The organism is Mesorhizobium caraganae (assembly GCF_016836705.1).
GTDB classification, from domain to species: Bacteria; Pseudomonadota; Alphaproteobacteria; order Rhizobiales; family Rhizobiaceae; genus Mesorhizobium; species Mesorhizobium caraganae.
In genome coordinates this window covers 1-16,126 of sequence record NZ_JAFCGY010000012.1, presented here as the reverse complement: position 1 = coordinate 16,126, position 16,126 = coordinate 1, and the positions used below count along the sequence as shown (strand labels likewise).

Genomic DNA, 16,126 nt, shown 5'->3' with positions numbered 1-16,126 from the left:
CTTTCCGTTTTCCGACATGGAGAGATCCGCATGTCAGCCCATATCATCTACGATTCTGCCCCGTTGGGGAGCCTCGTCCGTTACACCGACCGCACCCCGAAGCCGCCGGCCCGCTTCACAAAAAAGGTCGTCGCATGGGAAAGCCGCAATGGCACCGGCCGCCTGGTCAGGAAGGAGCCGCCACGATCGCGGGCGACCTATAGCTCGCCGGCCTATTTCACCTTGCACGAAGGCGATTTCGGCCAGGCCGGCACCATCGTCGTCTCGGTCCGGCGCACCTGGTCGTCGAGAGCGACCTGCGTTTCGAGATCGTCGAGCGTCCAGCAATCGGCTTGGTCCGCGTTCTGCAGGACCTCGGCGACAGCCCGGAGCTCCTGCATCTCGCAGAGAACCGCGAGGCAGCCGAACGCTGGCTCGCCAGCAATTCGTACAGCCGGGCCTATGTTGAGGAGGTCTCCGCCGACGAGGTCGGCGCCGATTTCATCGAGGGCCGCACGGCCGCCTGACCGCTTCACCGCATAGAACCTAATGACGACAGGCCCGGGGTCGCGCGAGCGCGCGCCGGGCCTGTTCCGTTTCATGGAGATCGACATCTTCGACTGGAACAGAAGCTGCTCCTATGACGAGCAGCAGAAGAGACGTTTTCACACGACGGCACGGTCGCGGCTGAAGAAACTCGCCGCCGAACTTGCCCTGCCACCGGGCAGCTTTGATCTGCGCTCAAACAGGGCGGGCATAGCAGTGTCAGGTGAAGTCACCCTGCACCATGACCACGCCTACATCCAGGCCAGCCAGTTCGGCCTGCCCTCGGGCCACGGTATCCTGATCCGGACCTGCAGGAGCCGCAAGGATTATAGCGGCGGCCCGAACCACTTCGTCGCCTCACCATGTTAGACGACATTCCAGCCCTCGCGGCCGCCGCCCGCGCCATCACCGGCGTCGGGCGGAAGGATTCTAGCACGTCCGAATTCCGCGGCGCTGCCTGACGGTTGCTCGTAGAACAGGCTCCGCGCCGTTCGGCGCCACCAATCCATCAATCCGCCGATCGCCACCGCCCGCGGCATGTCGCGAGCGGGTGGCTCGGCTCGTCTGGAAGCAAGTCATGTCCAATCATCCACCCTTCCGAAAAGTCTTCGAGGGCGTCGCCACGCGAGAGCAGATCTTCGCCCTCTTCAATCGTCACAGCGATACTCCCGGTGTCGATCCCCTGTCCGGCAAACCATAAGCGTCGGAATGGTTCGAGATAGGAGGTGCGGAATATCATTTCATGCTCGGTCTGCTGCCGCCACTGTTTCAGCGCAGCGGAATGTTCGGCATCTCCGAATACAAGGCCGGAAACGTGACCAGCGTGTTTTTCGCGATCAGGATCCGCGAGCGCGAACGCTGGTACCACGGATTTTGCGACCTCTCTGACAAACGCAGTCCTGATGCGATGCGTGCCGCCATCATCGCCCATGAGACGGGCGCGGTCGACAGCATGACGCGCGAGGAGAAGCTTGAGGCGATCTGGTCCGCGACGCATGCCGACTTCAAGGGCATCGCCGGCGAAGCCAATCCCGATGCCTGGCCGCCGGAACATCACGGCAAGCGGACCATCCTGGTCAATGCCGGCGGGCAGGGAAGCGTCCTTATGCTCCTGGAGGATCTGTCCGACGAAGAGATCGACAGCCGCATGCCGGCGATCCGTGCACGAAACGCCAGAAGGGGAGGCGGCAACGATGCGGAGCCAGCGTAAGCAGCCGCCATCGGCGGGCAAGCCGACCAGTGAGGCACACTCCACCTACACCGCCGGCCTCGGAGCGCCAGATTGCCGCCGATATCGGCGCACGGCGCCGGGCGCACCGACTGTCGCCGATCTCCTTCGACCCGGCGACAGGGTGGCGACCTCCTACAACACCGGCGGCGTTGTCATAGAGCTGAAGGAGTATTTCTATGCCGCGCCAACAGGCGAGACGCTGTCGCATTGGACGATCGTCTATGTGCCGCCCCATCGCGTTGCAAAATACGGCGGTTCCGATCGTCACTGGCTCAACGAGTGTGTCGCGGTCGGCGACCGCATTCTGATGCTGTTCGAGGCGAATTCAGACGAAGTGTTCGTCGTCGGCCGTGCTCAATCAGCTGAAGCCCAGCGCTTCAGAACCATCCTGATCACGTAGGCGCATTGCCGGTACGCGCTGCCACGTCGATCGGCTCTCGGCGATCGTAATTCATTCTGGAAAGGAAACCGCCATGGCCAGAAAGGTCTTTTTCGCCGCCTTCGTCATCGACGAGGAGGCATACACACCCGAGCCCGGTCCCGTCGATCACCATTTCGTCGCCGCTGATCTCGCCCAGTCGAGTTTCGGCGAACAGTCCGGCGTGTCGAATATCATCCTCTGGAACTCCGCCGAGGACCTGATCGCCGATCGTCAGCAGCGCGGTCCAATCACGGTGGCCTATCTGCGCGACGACGAAGCAGAGCACGGTGCGAGCTTCACGCATAGGCCGGAGAACTGCCCGTCTAGCCACTGGAACCGCGGCGACGACATATGCGCGGACTGCGGCGCCGATCTCAATTCCGGCGCGGTCACGCAGCCGGATGGCGCAACGACGAAGACAGCGTTTCGCGAGCATCTTTCGCCGACAATGCAAACCGCGCTCGCCTTCGAATACTATGAGGTGCGGCCTTGCATCGAAAGCGATCGAAAGATCGCTTCCTATGCCGATGAACAGGACTACGCCGCCGCTCTCATGACGGCACAAGCGTCCAGGGAAGAGTTTCGCACCTTCTGGTCGCTCTACGGAATTGACGCCGGCGCCCATACCGCCATCGGGGACTTCGTCTCGAAGGATGCGGCACATGAGGTCATGAACGCGATCCTGGCTGTCCCCGCGGCGGCCCGAAACGCGATCCATGCCGAAACCGCGGCCAAACCGCGCAATGGGGCCGATGGAGAGGCGGGAGCACGAGCCGCCGCCGACTGGCTGGACAACGTGATCGACCAGTCCTCGAACGATCAGCGAATCTGACCACCCATCGGATCTCTCAACTTCTACAAACCGCCTCTCGATGCCCGGCCTCGCCGGGCTTTCGCATTTTTCGGCCTGCGCAAGCGGGGCTTTAACCAGGGAGAAGGACGTCACAGCCGATTCAACGAAGTCGAGTTCGGCGCGACTTGGGAAGAACTGGTTCGCAATGCCGACCAGTTCCCGAGTTCGAACACCTCCGTCGGCCTTGGGCGAAGCTTCGCGTGGAACCACTGGCCGAAGGTGAACGCCGTGGTGGATGACGCTTTCCGCGTGAAACGCACGGAGGCAGATCGCACTCGTTTCCTCGCCTTGGCCGACCAGCTCAGGAACGACGACAAGGCACTCGACACCCGCTCAGTAGTCTCACCCTTCGGCCCAGACCTGCCTACCCCGTCGACAGGGGCATCGACGCCCCCAAGGCACAACCAACGATCCCGGGGGATATCAACATACCGCCGCCGAACAAGCCCGCTACACGGGCAAGTCGCCGTTCATTCGCCAATCCACCGCGACGACCAGTTTGCGATCAAGGAACGCTGCACATCGACGTTGGACCGGAACATTCGTGGTTGCCGGCCATAGCAGGCCTTCGAGAAACAAACCTTCCGACGTCTCTAGCTGGCGCTCGCACCGGACCGACACCGGCCAGAACACTGCCTTCCCATTCCCAACCTGACTCAAAGAGGTTCCCATGCCGACCTACAGACTCGGATCCAGCTCGCTCGTCCATGCCCCCGGCCTTATCTCCTGGGCAATTAATGCCTACGCATTTCCGCGAGACCGCGCCGTCATGCTGCGCATCGTCACTGAGACATGGCCGGGATTGTCGGAAGAGCATGCGCGGCTCATTCTGATGCGCGCGCTATCCTACACAATCGAGGATGACACCGTTGTCCTTGACCTCTCCGACACGATCCCCCCAGCGGTCACTCCCGAGGCCAGCCGAAAGGTCCGGGAGGCAGGGCAATGACGGAATATGTCGTGAAACTTCGATTCTGGCTTCGGTGCTGGGACAGCATGGCGATCGACGCCGACAGCGATGCCGACGCAATCGCCATCGCACCGCAAATAGCGCGTGAAATGATGTCCGCTGCCAGCTTTCCGGAAACGCTCGAAGCCGACGAGCGCCGCGAGGGGTTGATCTCCTACATCGACCGCATCGATGCGGAAGGCCGCAACGAGATCGCCGAGGCGATCGAGTTCGAAGGCGCACAGCGACTGTTTCCGAAAGCGGCGGCGCTGATTTCGCGCCTTTCGGAGCTCCAGATCGAAGATGCCCAGGGTGAGGACGATCTGCGCCGTCTCCTCGACCGCTTCATCCTCGAGGCACGGGAGATCGCACCGGACGTTCCACCGCTGTCCCCCAGGCCCGACAAAGCCTTCAGATAACATTCCCAAGGAATTCCTTCGCCAGTTCTCTCCCCGTCGCTGGAGGGAGAGCGGGGCCGGGAGGATTGCGGCTCGCCGGCGCGCAGAGCGCGTGCTGGCGGGGCGCTCACTCCCTCACGCGAAGGACATCTCCATGAACATCGTCATTCCCGCATCGGCCGCCGCCCCGGCGGCCACCCCCCTTGCGACGCCTGCACCTGACGCCGTGAACCGTGTCGCTGCGATCCTGCAGGCCGCAGGTCAGCTTCTGCCCTATCTGGAACGCGGCCAGTCCATCAGCAGCCCCATGCTTCGTGGCGTGATGGTCGAGGCGTTCGGCGGCACGGACGCCGAAGGTCTCTGGGTCTGGAAGGATGCATACGAGGCGCTCGAAATCGCCCAAATCCTGTTCATGCGCAAGTTCGGACCGGCGATCCTGTCACGCTCGGCATCACCACAGGCGGCACTCGCCATGATCACACGGATCGTGCAGCTCGCCCCGACCCACACCCGCCGATCCGACGAAAGCCAGGCCATGCAGCAGCTCTCGACACCGCTGCCGCTCGCCTTCGTGGCAGCGCGTGCCGCGGCAATGTCTTCCTCCGATCTAATGCTCGAGCCCTCCGCCGGCACCGGGCTGCTCGCCATCCATGCCGAGATCGCCAGAGCCTCGCTTGCCCTCAACGAGCTTGCCGTGACACGCGCCGATCTCCTCGGCCTGCTCTTTCCCCGCATCCCCGTCTCGCGGCACGACGCCGCCCATATCGACGATCATCTCGACGCGGCCATGGAGCCTTCCGTCGTGCTGATGAATCCACCCTTCAGCGTCGGCGCTTATGTCGACGGCCATGTCGCCGATGCGGCATGGCGGCATCTCTCTTCCGCATTCGCACGCCTGCGCGCCGGCGGGCGCCTGGTCGCCATCACCGGCACCGGGCTGTCTCCCGAAAACCCCAAATGGCGGGCCGCCTTCGAACGGCTGCAGGAGCAGGGCACCATCATCTTTACCGCAGCAATCGACGGCCGTGTCTACGCCCGCCATGGGACAACGGCCGAGACCCGCTTGACCATCATCGACAAAGTTCCTGCTACCGACCCGACCGGCTTCGTCCCGGCGCCCGGCAAGGCTATGGATGTTGGGACGCTGCTCTCCTGGATATCCGATCTGCCGCCTCGCACACCGGGCGGCTTTCCGGATTCGATCGGCGCGCTGTCGAATGGCATCTTGCGCAATGCCGCCATGCGTATGGGCGCCCGATCGCAGGCGAGAGCCGCACCCGTCGCTGTCTCAACAGCTGCTCTGAAGACCATCCAATCGGTCCGCCCGGTTGCCCGGGCAAAGCCCGCCCGTCCGGTCACGGCAAGCAGCACGCCTGGCGTCGCGCTTGCCTATGAGCTGCGCGACTGGATGCCGGAGGAGGGCGGCCGGCTCACCGACACGATCTACGAACCCTACGCGCTCCAGTCGATCGACATTCCCCGCGCAAAGCCGCATCCGACGCCGCTCGTGCAGTCGGCCGCAATGGCCGCCGTCGCGCCGCCTAAGCCTTCCTATCGACCGCTTCTTCCTGATGCGATCATCGACGAGGGCCTGCTGTCGGACTCCCAGCTCGAAAGCGTCATCTATGCGGGCGAAGCCCATTGCGGCCATCTCACCGGCGCCTGGACGGTTTACGAGACCTGCGATGTCGTCTCGGCCGCGCCAGAAGGTGCCGAGAACGCCGTCCGCTTCCGTCGTGGATGGTTTTTGGGTGACGGAACCGGATGCGGCAAGGGACGGCAAGTCGCCGGCATCATCCTCGACAATTGGCTGCAGGGGCGCCGCCGCGCGATCTGGATTTCCAAGTCGGACAAGCTGCTGGAAGACGCTCAACGGGACTGGGCGGCACTTGGCCAGGAAAAACTCCTCGTGCAGCCGCTGTCGCGCTATCGACAGGGCACGCCGATCCGCCTTGCCGAAGGCATCCTCTTCACCACCTATGCCACACTCCGCTCCCAGGAGCGCGAGGGCAAGAAGTCTCGCATCGCCCAGATCATCGACTGGGTTGGTAAGGACTTTGATGGCATCATCGTCTTCGACGAAGCCCATGCCATGGCAAACGCGGCGGGCGGCAAAGGCGAGCGCGGCGATGTCGCACCCTCGCAGCAGGGCAAGGCAGGCCTGCGGCTCCAGCACGCGCTTCCCGATGCCCGGATCGTCTATGTCTCGGCGACGGGCGCGACCGCCGTCGAGAACTTGGCCTACGCGCAACGCCTCGGCATTTGGGGGAGCGAGGATTTCCCGTTCGCCAACCGCTCTGAATTCGTCGCGGCGATCGAGGATGGCGGCGTCGCCGCGATGGAGGTGCTCGCCCGTGACCTTAAGTCGCTCGGCCTGTACACTTCGCGCTCGCTCTCCTATGACGGTGTCGAATACGACCTGCTTGAACATGAGCTGACCGAGAAACAGGTCCGCATCTACAATTCCTATGCGGACGCCTTCCAGGTCATCCACAACAACCTGACCGCCGCTCTCGAAGCGGCCAACATCACCAGCGAGGCCGGCACGCTGAACCGCAACGCCAAGTCGGCGGCACGCTCAGCCTTCGAGAGCACCAAGCAGCGCTTCTTCAGCCATCTCATCACCTCGATGATGACGCCGACCCTGATCGGCGCGATCGAGCAGGACCTCGCCGACGATCATTCGGCGGTCGTGCAGATCGTCTCGACCGGCGAAGCGCTGATGGAGCGACGCCTTGCCGAAATCCCGACCGAGGAATGGTCGGATCTGCATGTCGACGTCACGCCGCGCGAGTACGTCGGCGGGTACTTGATGCACTCCTTCCCAACGCAGCTGTTCGAAGAATATTCGGACGCGGAGGGCAACGTCTATTCGCGGCCTGTCCATGACGAAGATGGCAATCCTGTCCAGTGCCGGGAAGCGGTTCGCCGGCGCGACGAGATGATCGAAAAACTTGCATCGCTGCCGCCGGTCGGTAGCGCGCTCGACCAGATCCTCCATCACTTTGGCACCGACACCGTCGCCGAGGTGACCGGCCGCTCGCGCCGCATCGTGAAGAAGACCGGCCGCGATGGCATCGACCGGCTGGCCGTCGAGAACCGCTCGGGCTCGGCCAACCTCGCCGAGACCCAGAGTTTTATGGATGACGACAAGCGCGTACTAATCTTCTCCGACGCCGGCGGTACCGGCCGCTCGTATCACGCCGATCTCGGGGTCAGGAACCAGAGGCTTCGCAAGCACTATCTGCTCGAGGCCGGCTGGCGCGCCGACAACGCCATCCAGGGTCTCGGACGGACCCACCGCACAAATCAGAAGCAACCGCCGTTGTTCCGGCCCATGGCCGCCAATGTGAAGGCGGGCAAGCGCTTCCTGTCGACGATCGCACGACGGCTCGACACGCTGGGCGCCATCACGCGCGGCCAGCGCCAGACTGGCGGGGCGGGGCTGTTCCGTGCCGAGGACAATCTCGAAAGCCCGTACGCGCGGGCCGCACTTCGCCAATTCTACATGCTGCTGCATCAGGGCAAGATCGAAGGTTGTTCGCTCACGACCTTCGAGACCGTGACCGGGCTGTCTTTAACGACCGACGAGGGCGGGTTGCGCGACGAGCTGCCGCCGATCACGACCTGGCTCAACCGCCTGCTGGCGCTGCGCATCGAGACCCAGAACCTGCTGTTCGAAGTGTTCGAGCAACTGATGACGGCGAAGGTCGAGGGCGCGATCGCTGCCGGCTCCTTTGACAAAGGTCTGGAGACGATTGCGGCGGAGAGCATCGTCGTCACCGATCGTCGCACCGTCTACATGCATCCGGTCTCGGGCGCGCAGTCGCATGTGCTGACGGTCGCGCGCAAGGACTGCATCCGCCCACTCGGCTTGGTGGATGCACTGGCGATTTCCCGCGCGGACCCGCAATCGGTTCTGCTGGTGAACGCCCGTTCCAGCCGTGCGGCAATCCGGCTGCCGACGGCGAGCCTGATGCTCGACGACGGGACAGTCGAGCACCGCGTACGCTTGCTGCGGCCGACAGACGAGGTGCGCTTCGGTCTCGACGCCCTTGCCGAAACCCACTGGCAGCCGGCCGACCGAAAACTGTTCTGCGACCTGTGGGAGGCAGAAGTCGCCGCCGTCCCGGAGTTCACCACCAGCACCTTCCACATCGTGACGGGTCTGCTGTTGCCGATCTGGCGGCGCTTGCCGGATCATGATTGTCAGGTCTACCGGATCCAGACCGATGCCGGCGAACGCATCATCGGTCGTCACATTGCGCCGACCCTTGTCACGACCATGTTCCGCAATCTCGGTCTCGACGATGTGCCAACGCTCGCGCCGGAAGATGCCTGGGCTGGGCTCGTGGAAGGCAGGATCGGACTGCAACTCGCCGATGGCCTGATCCTGCGCCGCAGACAGGTCATGAACGACTACCGTGTCGAATTGATCGGCTTCACCGACGCGATGGTCCCCCGGCTGAAGGCGCTGGGGCTGATCTCCGAGATCATCTCCTGGAAGCTCCGGCTGTTCATCCCGACGTCTGCGCAAGGGTCCGCCATGCTCGCCGCGCTCCTCGACCGCCATACGCTGGTCGGCGTCACCGACCGTACGGCAGCGGCTTGAGGGGGAGGCGATCATGACCTGCTCGGCCTCCGAACTGGCGCACCGCCTTGGCGAACATGCCGAGGCGGTGTGCCGCGAATATCTCTCCAACGGCCATCGCTCCGGCAATTACTGGATGGTCGGCGATGTCCGCAACACGCGCGGCCGTTCCATGCATGTGCGGCTCAAGGCGGTTGGCGGCAAGGCAGCCGGAAAATGGGTCGACGAGTCGTCGGGGGAATATGGCGACCTGCTTGACGTCATCGAGCAGAGCTGTGGTCTGGTCGACTTCCGTGAGGTCGCGGATGAAGCACGTCGCTTCCTCGCCATGCCGCTGCCACCGCCCCAGGCCCAGCCCCAGCCCCTTGGCGCGCAGCGCCAGCCTGCCGCGGTACGCGGCTCTCCCGACGCTGCGCGTCGCCTGTTCGCCATGTCGCAGCCGATCGCCGGTACGCTGGCCGAACGATACCTTGCCTGCCGCGGCATTCTGCTCTCGACGCATGAGCGTGCCCTGCGCTTCCATCCCGGCTGCTACTACAGGGATCTCGTGTCGGGCGAAAAGCAGACTCATCCTGCGCTGATTGCCGCTGTCACCTACCTCAACGGGCAGATCACCGGCCTGCAGCGCACTTACCTGTCCTCTGGGCTGGACCCGAGCGGCAAGGTCGGCAAGGCGCAGCTCGCCGATCCACGCCGCTCGCTTGGTCACCTGCTGGGCAACGGCATATGGCTTGGCCTTGAGCCCGGTGCGCCCGTCCCGGTCATGGCCGCCGGCGAGGGGTTCGAGACGATGGCCTCGCTGCGCACGGTGATGCCGGCACTGCCTGTGGCCGCCGCGACCTCGGCCAATCACCTTGCGGGCCTGTCCTTCCCGGCCGGCTGCCGTCGCCTCTACATCGCGGCCGATGCCGACGCCGCCGGCCGGCACGGCATCGAGCGTCTCAGCCAGCGCGCAGGCGAGTCAGGGATCCTCGCCCTGGTGTTGCGGCCGCAGCTCGGCGACTTCAACGACGATCTGCGCCATCTCGGCCCCGCCCATCTCGCGGCATGGCTCAGCGATCAGCTCGTCCCGGAGGATGCCCGTCTTTTCCTGCCGCCCGGATGAACGGCCGGAGCGGCAGGCGGGCAGGGGTGGCGTCACCGGAAGGCCTGCCGGCATGGCGGCGGTCCGCCGGAAGAGGCCGCGCCTGCGGCCTGTCCGAGAGGCACCCCTGCCACGCCCCGGTCACCGCCGCAACGGCTGCGCCGTCCTCCGCTCGCGCTCCGGCCTTCGGTGCGGCCGCGCCCGGGGCGCGGCCGGGGAGCGCTGTCAGGCCGCAATAGGCGCGGCCACAACCGACGGAGACACGCCATGACCTACGAGCTTCCTTTCGACGACGGCTACGAGCCCTACCACGCCTCCTCGCCGACCGATCGCGTCATCCTCGAACTGCAGATGTACGGCCATCGTCCGCATCAGGACGAACCTGATGCTCGGCCACTTCCCGACGACGAGGTAATCCGGGCCGGCCTTGCCGGGATCGTCGAGACCTTCGCCGGCATGCTTGGCGACACCAGGCTCGAACCCGATCTCGACGACCTGCTCTGGTCCTTCACAAACGTCTTCCACCGTGCCGCCGAGCGCGTCGCCCGAAGCCTGGACCGCAATGAGGAAGCCCAGCGTTCGAGCCAGCAGGAACAGGACGGTTCGGAGGTGAAGTCCGTCGAGCTGGAACGGCTCACGGCCGAAGGCATCACCTATATCGAGCGCCGCAACGTGCTCGAAATCATGCGCGATGAGGCCGCCGACCTCTACGAGGCACAAACCGGATCGGCATGGCGGCCGCGCACCGGCTCCAAGGTCTCCCACCAGGCGATGACTGCAGCGGTGATCGACAGCCGCGACTTCCTCGCCGCCCGCCGCCACGCCGAAACCGAGGTGCTCGTCCCGGCCGGCACCAAGATCGCCTTCGCCGGCGGCCTCGACTGCAACGATCACGACCGGATCTGGGACGCGCTCGATACGGCCCGCGAGAAGCATCCCGACATGGTCCTGCTCCACGGCGGCAGCCCCCGCGGCGCCGAACGCATCGCCGCCTGCTGGGCCGAGAACCGGAAGGTCACCCAGATCGCCTTCAAGCCGGACTGGAACCGTCACGCCAAGGCCGCTCCGTTCCGCCGCAACGACCAGCTTCTCTCGGTGGTGCCCTACGGCCTGATCGTCTTTCCCGGCTCCGGCATCACCGACAACCTTGCCGATAAGGCCCGTCGGCTCGGCATCCCCGTCTGGCGGTTCGCGGAGGGCGGCGCGTGAGCGCCGGTTTCCTCGCATCCGCACCATCGAACCCGACCGCGCGGTCGGGTTCAGGCCCGCGCGAAGTGCCAGCAAAGCCCGCGCTGGAAGCACGGCACCCTCCGACTTCACGGATCGTATCGGTGCGGTGGGCCGTGCCGCCACGCAACGTGGTATTGCGTTCCGCGTTACATAGACGTATATACGTCCGCAGCACAGGAGCGCGCCATGGCCACCACAGCCACGAGGAAGGAAACACCCGTCTCGATGCGGTTTCGCGACGATGATCTCACCATCATCGACCGCGGCGCCGAGCTGCTCGGCCTGTCGCGCACGGAGTTCATGCGGCGCGCAGCACTCCACGAGGCGCAGGCGGCCATCCTCAACGAAACCGTCATCCGCGTGTCCCCGGAAGCCTATGACGCCTTCATGCAGGCGATCTCAGCCCCCGCCGCCGCGCCCCCGCCGAAGGCGGCCGAGCGGCTGCGTCGGTCCCCGCCCTGGGACCGCTAGGTGGCGCTTTCAGGCATCGAACTCCTCGACGACGCGCACCGCCTCGACAGCTTCGATTGCGGCAAGCCGGCGCTCAACGCTTGGCTGGCCGGCTTCGCGCGAACGAACCAGCCCCGCAGGTTTACCCGCGTCCTGGTCGTTCACGACGACGGAACAGTCGTCGGCTATTACGGCCTCGCGCCGGGCGTGATCCAGCCAAACAGCGCACCGCGCGCCATCCGCACCGGACGGCCGCCCGATCCGATCCCCTGCCTGCTGATTGGACAACTCGCCGTCGACCATCGCTATGCCGGACAAGGCATCGGCAGGGGCCTGGTCAAGGACGCGCTGCATCGCTGCATCGCCGGCGCCGACATCGTCGGCGGTCGCGCGGTGGTGGTGCGGGCGATCGACGCCGAGGCCGAGCGCTACTGGCAGAGCTGGGGTTTTGTCCCGTCGCGGGACAACCCGTCTATCCTGACGCGCTCGATCCAGGACGTCAGCCTCTGGCTGGCCGGCCACTAGCTTCCGGCGCGCAGCGCCACGGACTTGGGCAGGGCCTGGACGCGCCGGCCTGCGGCCGGCCGGCTCTACTCGCGGCGTTCGGCAGCTCCTCGAGCCGGCTTCGCCGTCTCGACCTTCGGTGACGATCCCTCGCGCAGGGCCAGAGGGAGAGGGCGGCTCGAGCGGGGCGGGGGACCCCGGAGAGAAAGGAAGTCACGATGTCGATGATATTCATAGGTGGATCACGCGAGATATTCGAGCTGCCGGAACCTGCCACCACTCGCATCGGCGCAATCGTTGCTGCCGAGCACGGCGTGCTGATTGGCGATGCATCGGGAGCCGATGCCGAGGTGCAGGGCCTGCTCGCGGGCTACAAGTACGAGCATGTGGGGGTCTTCCATGCCGGCAAGGAACCCCGCAACAATCTGGGCGACTGGGCCGCCTACCATGTTCCTTCTCCTGAGAGCGCCGAAGGATACGGGGTCAACGCCGCCAAAGACCGGGAGATGGCGCGGCGCGCCGACTTTGGCATGATGGTCTGGGACGGCGCATCACCCGGCACGGCCGTCAACGTGCTTCGGCTCGCCATCGCGAACAAGCCGTGCGTCATTTACGATCTGACCAAGGGCAGCGTGGCGACCACATACAATGTGGAAGACTGGTGCGCCATGCTCCGCCATGCCGGTCCGGACATTCGCCGGCAAGCCGAAGCCCGCATGACGCCGGACGAGCGTCTGGCGCTGCCAGGATGATGTAGGCGCGGTCCCGCCGACAGCCCGGCGGGTCCGATCCGATATGCTTGATCCGGACTCGCGCCCCAACTCCGCTTGTATGAAGGCCGGGGCCGGCCCCTTTCGAAACCGGCCCATGCGCAGAGCATGGGGGCGTTGTGCAGGATGATCATCTTGACCCGTCTCGCATCTGAAGCGGGTGCAAGCGTGCCGAACATCCTGGCTTGCTTGGTCATCCAACCTGGCTGCGAGGCATCGCCCCCGAGGGGCGAGAAGTTCGCTGCCAGTCAGCTCCGATCTCGAAACCGCTATGCCGCCAGCCCGAACGCGCAAGGCGGTTCACACGCCAGGCTGCTGCTCGAAGTATCGACGACGCAGATGACATGACCCGAGAGGTGCGCGGCAAGCATGCCGGCGATCCGGCAGCGTTGCACGGGCGGCCAAGCGATGGCGGCCTGAGTTCTTGTCCATCTGCCGCATCCAGGACCATTCCCGTTTCATGTCGCCTTTGTAGACGACCGCCTGCTTTGTGCGGTCAACCCCCGGTGGGGGTACACTCGGCGAATATTCAGGAAAATTCGATTTCTGTTTTTGTCTGCGGGGCAGGCGAAGGGCCTGCCCGCACTTTTTCGGCAAATAGAATTTTCCAGAATTTTCGCCGAGATGACCGCAGCAGGACGGCCCTCTCCTTTGGCGCCATCGGGAATGGTCCCGATGCAACCGAAGGAGAACTACCATGGCCACCACGATCGCAAACCTCACCACCAAGGCCGACGGCTCGATGGAAGGCGTCTTTGCCACGCTCCGGGTCAACGCCCCGATCACCCTCATCCCGAACACCAACAAGTCGCGCGAGGACGCGCCCGACTACCGAATCGTCAACAAGCGCACGGGCTTCGAGATCGGAGCCGGCTGGCACCGCATCTCCCAGCGTTCGGGAGAGGAATACCTCTCGGTCAAGCTGGAAGCCCCCGAGATCGGCGTGATCTTCGGCAACCTCGCTCCCGCCCCCGGTGGCGAGGAAAACAAGAAGGTCATCCTCTGGAACAACCCCCAGTGAGGCATCGGGAGCCGGCCCCGCAAGGGGCCGGCTCCCACCGGCAAAAGGAGGTTGCAATGAGCCGCTACACCATCACTGTTACTGGCACCGTCACCGGACAAGTCCGCTCGGATCCAAACGCTATCATCGGCTACGATCCACCGCTTCGGACCTACTTCCTGCAAGCGTTCCCCCACCAAGAAACCGACGAGCCCGCGCTCTGGCTTGGCACCCGCGATGGCGCGTTCGAAGCGCTTGAGGATCTTCGCCACGCAGCCATCTCACACGGCTACGACTTCATGCCGCTGTCGCCCAAATTGGCTGCAAAGCTGGTCGACGACAAAGCGGCAGCCAGCGGGCGTCCGGACCGGGACGGCATCCTCGGGGTACTGCTGAAACACCCCAACCAACCCAAGTAGGCAAACACATCTCAGGGCCCGCGACGGAGTGCTCCGTCGCGGGCCCTTTTTTTGCGCGTCGCAAAAGAGCCACGAATATCAGCCGTCACAGCATGCGACAGCGACTCCAAACCGCCGATTATTCCGTCGGCAGTTTGTGCTTATGAATTCGGATATAATCCTGCACGGCCTTTCGCAGCAGCTCGGTCATGCTGTGCCCGTTGCTGATCGCCAGCAACTTGAACTGCCGCTGCTCCACGGCCGTCAGATAGTAGCCGCAGCGGACCATCTCCTCCTCGCGAATCTTCTTGCCGGCGATGGGATCCTTTTTCTGACCCTGCCGCAGCAGCTTGCGAAAGTCAGGCGTTGCACCCGATGCCGGCTCAGGCGTCTGCGACATGGCCGATCCGGCATTTGGCTCCAGCTTCTGCCCCTCGTTTTTTGGTGATGAAATGAACATGCTCGGCAGCGCCGGCGGCTGCGTGGAGATCGCCTTCATCATGCGGGCTTTCTTGTCGTCACCGTGTTTTGGTGCGGTTTTTTCACTCATGCCGCATTCCTTGTGGCTTCGATGAAGGTTTGCAGCAGGTCGTCAAAGACCCCTTCGCTCTCGGCAACCGCCTTCGCATCGGGCACCGCAGGGCTGTAAAGGGTCTGCCCGGTCTGTAGGTCGCGGTAGGCAACACGATTGTGGAGGACGTGTTCTGCAATCGGCGTCCCGTTGGCCTGGATGATGGCGCGCAGTTCGGTCAGGGCTCGCGCCCTGCCATCGATGATGGTCTGCTTGGTCAGCACGAATATCGCAGGCAGCGGTCTACCCCGGCTCTCGACCGCCAGCGGAATGTAGTGGTCGGTGATCTGGATGGCGGCGGTCACGTCGTCGAGGGCAAAGTAGACTGGCACGACGACAATGTCGGCCGCGAAGAGCCCGGCCATGAGGTTGTCATTTGTGGTGCCTTCCGTATCGATCAATACGACGGAGCGCTCACCGTTGTGAATGGCTGCGGCGTCAAGGATTTCCTGCGGGGTCATCGCGCTCACCAGCTGCAGGCTGTCGGGGCGATTGCCAGCGTCACCCAGCATCTGGAACCAGCGGTTCATGTTCTGCCGCCGATCGCCATCGATAAGAGTGACCGAATAACCCCGATGCAGCGCGACGGATGCGAGGGTGCGCAGCATCGTCGATTTGCCAGTGCCCCCCTTTGGGATCGCAGCGGAGATGATCATGGGGGCCTCCTTCCGGCGTTGGCTCCTTGTCTCCATGTTAACATGGAGACAAGTCATCATGGACACATGGAACGATATCTCGGTCGAAACATGATGACATAGTCAACGGGGAAGACTGGTTTGGCAACCCAGGCGCGCACCGATAAGGCTCGCTCAGGGGTGCAATCATTACGGGGCTGCCATCTTTTTGAGGAACGGATCCGGCGGACTGTTCGGGCCTGCGAACCGCTCGCTTGTTTCCATGTTAACATGGAAACAAGTCCTCAACGCATCATAGACACATTACACCAAGTCACGATGAAAACATCGCGACCGGGCCGCTGCCGTTGACGGCTGGGCTTGTGAATCGGCTTGTCTCTCTTCTGGCAGCTTGTCTCTCTTCTGGCAGCTTGTCTCTCTTCTGGCAGCTTGTCTCTCTTCTGGCAGCTTGTCTCTCTTCTGGCAGCTTGTCTCTCTTCTGGCAGCTTGTCTCTCTTCTGGCAGCTTGTCTCTCTT

At 64.2% G+C, this 16,126-nt stretch carries 15 protein-coding genes and 2 pseudogenes; 15 read left to right on the top strand and 2 right to left on the bottom strand.

All coding sequences use genetic code 11. From position 1 onward, the window contains the following. The first annotated feature begins 30 nt into the window (after positions 1-30). From JQK88_RS20090 to JQK88_RS20020, 15 genes and pseudogenes are all read left to right on the top strand, one after another. Positions 31-506: pseudogene (locus tag JQK88_RS20090) on the top strand (UCP036055 family protein). 22 nt (positions 507-528) lie between these two features. Next, the gene (locus JQK88_RS20085; RefSeq protein WP_246749930.1) at positions 529-894 is read left to right on the top strand and encodes a hypothetical protein; all 366 of its coding nucleotides are present in this window, start codon (positions 529-531) and stop codon (positions 892-894) included. A gap of 208 nt (positions 895-1,102) precedes the next feature. Continuing rightward, a pseudogene (locus JQK88_RS20080) lies at positions 1,103-1,735 on the top strand (DUF1419 domain-containing protein). Then, a complete protein-coding gene (locus JQK88_RS20075) occupies positions 1,719-2,156 on the top strand; it encodes a hypothetical protein (protein ID WP_203279208.1) in 438 nt (145 codons plus the stop codon). Before JQK88_RS20080 ends, JQK88_RS20075 begins: the two are co-directional and overlap by 17 nt. Positions 2,157-2,229: 73 nt before the next feature. Continuing rightward, on the top strand, positions 2,230-3,009 hold the full coding sequence (locus JQK88_RS20070) for a hypothetical protein (protein WP_203279207.1): 780 nt from the start codon (positions 2,230-2,232) through the stop codon (positions 3,007-3,009). Between the two features lie 691 nt (positions 3,010-3,700). After that, positions 3,701-3,979, top strand: a complete 279-nt coding sequence (locus JQK88_RS20065; RefSeq protein ID WP_203279206.1) for a hypothetical protein — start codon at positions 3,701-3,703, stop codon at positions 3,977-3,979. Further along, complete coding sequence (locus JQK88_RS20060) at positions 3,976-4,398, top strand: hypothetical protein (protein ID WP_203279205.1); 423 nt, start codon at positions 3,976-3,978, stop codon at positions 4,396-4,398. The genes JQK88_RS20065 and JQK88_RS20060 overlap by 4 nt, the downstream gene beginning before the upstream one ends. 133 nt (positions 4,399-4,531) lie before the next feature. Next, positions 4,532-8,989: a strawberry notch family protein gene (locus JQK88_RS20055; protein WP_203279204.1), complete on the top strand. Its 4,458-nt coding sequence runs from the start codon at positions 4,532-4,534 to the stop codon at positions 8,987-8,989. 13 nt (positions 8,990-9,002) lie between these two features. Beyond that, the gene (locus tag JQK88_RS20050; protein WP_203279203.1) at positions 9,003-10,073 is read left to right on the top strand and encodes a DUF7146 domain-containing protein; all 1,071 of its coding nucleotides are present in this window, start codon (positions 9,003-9,005) and stop codon (positions 10,071-10,073) included. 246 nt (positions 10,074-10,319) lie between these two features. Further along, positions 10,320-11,261 carry a DUF2493 domain-containing protein gene (locus JQK88_RS20045; RefSeq protein WP_203279202.1) on the top strand — a complete coding sequence of 314 codons (942 nt, stop codon included), beginning with the start codon at positions 10,320-10,322 and terminating at the stop codon, positions 11,259-11,261. Positions 11,262-11,468: 207 nt separating this feature from the next. Further along, positions 11,469-11,753, top strand: a complete 285-nt coding sequence (locus tag JQK88_RS20040) for a type II toxin-antitoxin system TacA family antitoxin (protein WP_031255614.1) — start codon at positions 11,469-11,471, stop codon at positions 11,751-11,753. Beyond that, a complete protein-coding gene (locus tag JQK88_RS20035; RefSeq protein WP_203279201.1) occupies positions 11,754-12,257 on the top strand; it encodes a GNAT family N-acetyltransferase in 504 nt (167 codons plus the stop codon). 197 nt (positions 12,258-12,454) lie between these two features. Next, a complete protein-coding gene (locus tag JQK88_RS20030; protein WP_203279200.1) occupies positions 12,455-12,988 on the top strand; it encodes a hypothetical protein in 534 nt (177 codons plus the stop codon). A 715-nt stretch (positions 12,989-13,703) separates the two neighbouring features. Further along, positions 13,704-14,027: a DUF736 domain-containing protein gene (locus JQK88_RS20025; RefSeq protein ID WP_006205585.1), complete on the top strand. Its 324-nt coding sequence runs from the start codon at positions 13,704-13,706 to the stop codon at positions 14,025-14,027. Positions 14,028-14,083: 56 nt separating this feature from the next. Continuing rightward, entirely contained in the window at positions 14,084-14,425 is a 342-nt protein-coding gene (locus tag JQK88_RS20020; RefSeq protein WP_203279199.1) for a hypothetical protein, read from the top strand. Between the two features lie 118 nt (positions 14,426-14,543). Here the strand turns inward: JQK88_RS20020 and JQK88_RS20015 are convergent, their stop codons facing one another. Beyond that, positions 14,544-14,954, bottom strand: a complete 411-nt coding sequence (locus JQK88_RS20015; RefSeq protein ID WP_203279198.1) for a hypothetical protein — start codon at positions 14,952-14,954, stop codon at positions 14,544-14,546. Continuing rightward, entirely contained in the window at positions 14,951-15,631 is a 681-nt protein-coding gene (locus tag JQK88_RS20010) for a nucleotide-binding protein (RefSeq protein WP_203279197.1), read from the bottom strand. The genes JQK88_RS20015 and JQK88_RS20010 overlap by 4 nt, the downstream gene beginning before the upstream one ends. Between the last annotated feature and the right edge of the window lie 495 nt (positions 15,632-16,126).

What these genes read in the sequence shown, in the direction of transcription:
- JQK88_RS20085 (WP_246749930.1), top strand. Translation starts at nt 529, where the DNA reads ATGACGACAGGCCCGGGGTCGCGCGAGCGCGCGCCGGGCCTGTTCCGT.
- JQK88_RS20075 (WP_203279208.1), top strand. Translation starts at nt 1,719, where the DNA reads ATGCGGAGCCAGCGTAAGCAGCCGCCATCGGCGGGCAAGCCGACCAGT.
- JQK88_RS20070 (WP_203279207.1), top strand. Translation starts at nt 2,230, where the DNA reads ATGGCCAGAAAGGTCTTTTTCGCCGCCTTCGTCATCGACGAGGAGGCA.
- JQK88_RS20065 (WP_203279206.1), top strand. Translation starts at nt 3,701, where the DNA reads ATGCCGACCTACAGACTCGGATCCAGCTCGCTCGTCCATGCCCCCGGC.
- JQK88_RS20060 (WP_203279205.1), top strand. Translation starts at nt 3,976, where the DNA reads ATGACGGAATATGTCGTGAAACTTCGATTCTGGCTTCGGTGCTGGGAC.
- JQK88_RS20055 (WP_203279204.1), top strand. Translation starts at nt 4,532, where the DNA reads ATGAACATCGTCATTCCCGCATCGGCCGCCGCCCCGGCGGCCACCCCC.
- JQK88_RS20050 (WP_203279203.1), top strand. Translation starts at nt 9,003, where the DNA reads ATGACCTGCTCGGCCTCCGAACTGGCGCACCGCCTTGGCGAACATGCC.
- JQK88_RS20045 (WP_203279202.1), top strand. Translation starts at nt 10,320, where the DNA reads ATGACCTACGAGCTTCCTTTCGACGACGGCTACGAGCCCTACCACGCC.
- JQK88_RS20040 (WP_031255614.1), top strand. Translation starts at nt 11,469, where the DNA reads ATGGCCACCACAGCCACGAGGAAGGAAACACCCGTCTCGATGCGGTTT.
- JQK88_RS20030 (WP_203279200.1), top strand. Translation starts at nt 12,455, where the DNA reads ATGTCGATGATATTCATAGGTGGATCACGCGAGATATTCGAGCTGCCG.
- JQK88_RS20025 (WP_006205585.1), top strand. Translation starts at nt 13,704, where the DNA reads ATGGCCACCACGATCGCAAACCTCACCACCAAGGCCGACGGCTCGATG.
- JQK88_RS20020 (WP_203279199.1), top strand. Translation starts at nt 14,084, where the DNA reads ATGAGCCGCTACACCATCACTGTTACTGGCACCGTCACCGGACAAGTC.
- JQK88_RS20015 (WP_203279198.1), bottom strand. Translation starts at nt 14,954, where the DNA reads ATGAGTGAAAAAACCGCACCAAAACACGGTGACGACAAGAAAGCCCGC.
- JQK88_RS20010 (WP_203279197.1), bottom strand. Translation starts at nt 15,631, where the DNA reads ATGATCATCTCCGCTGCGATCCCAAAGGGGGGCACTGGCAAATCGACG.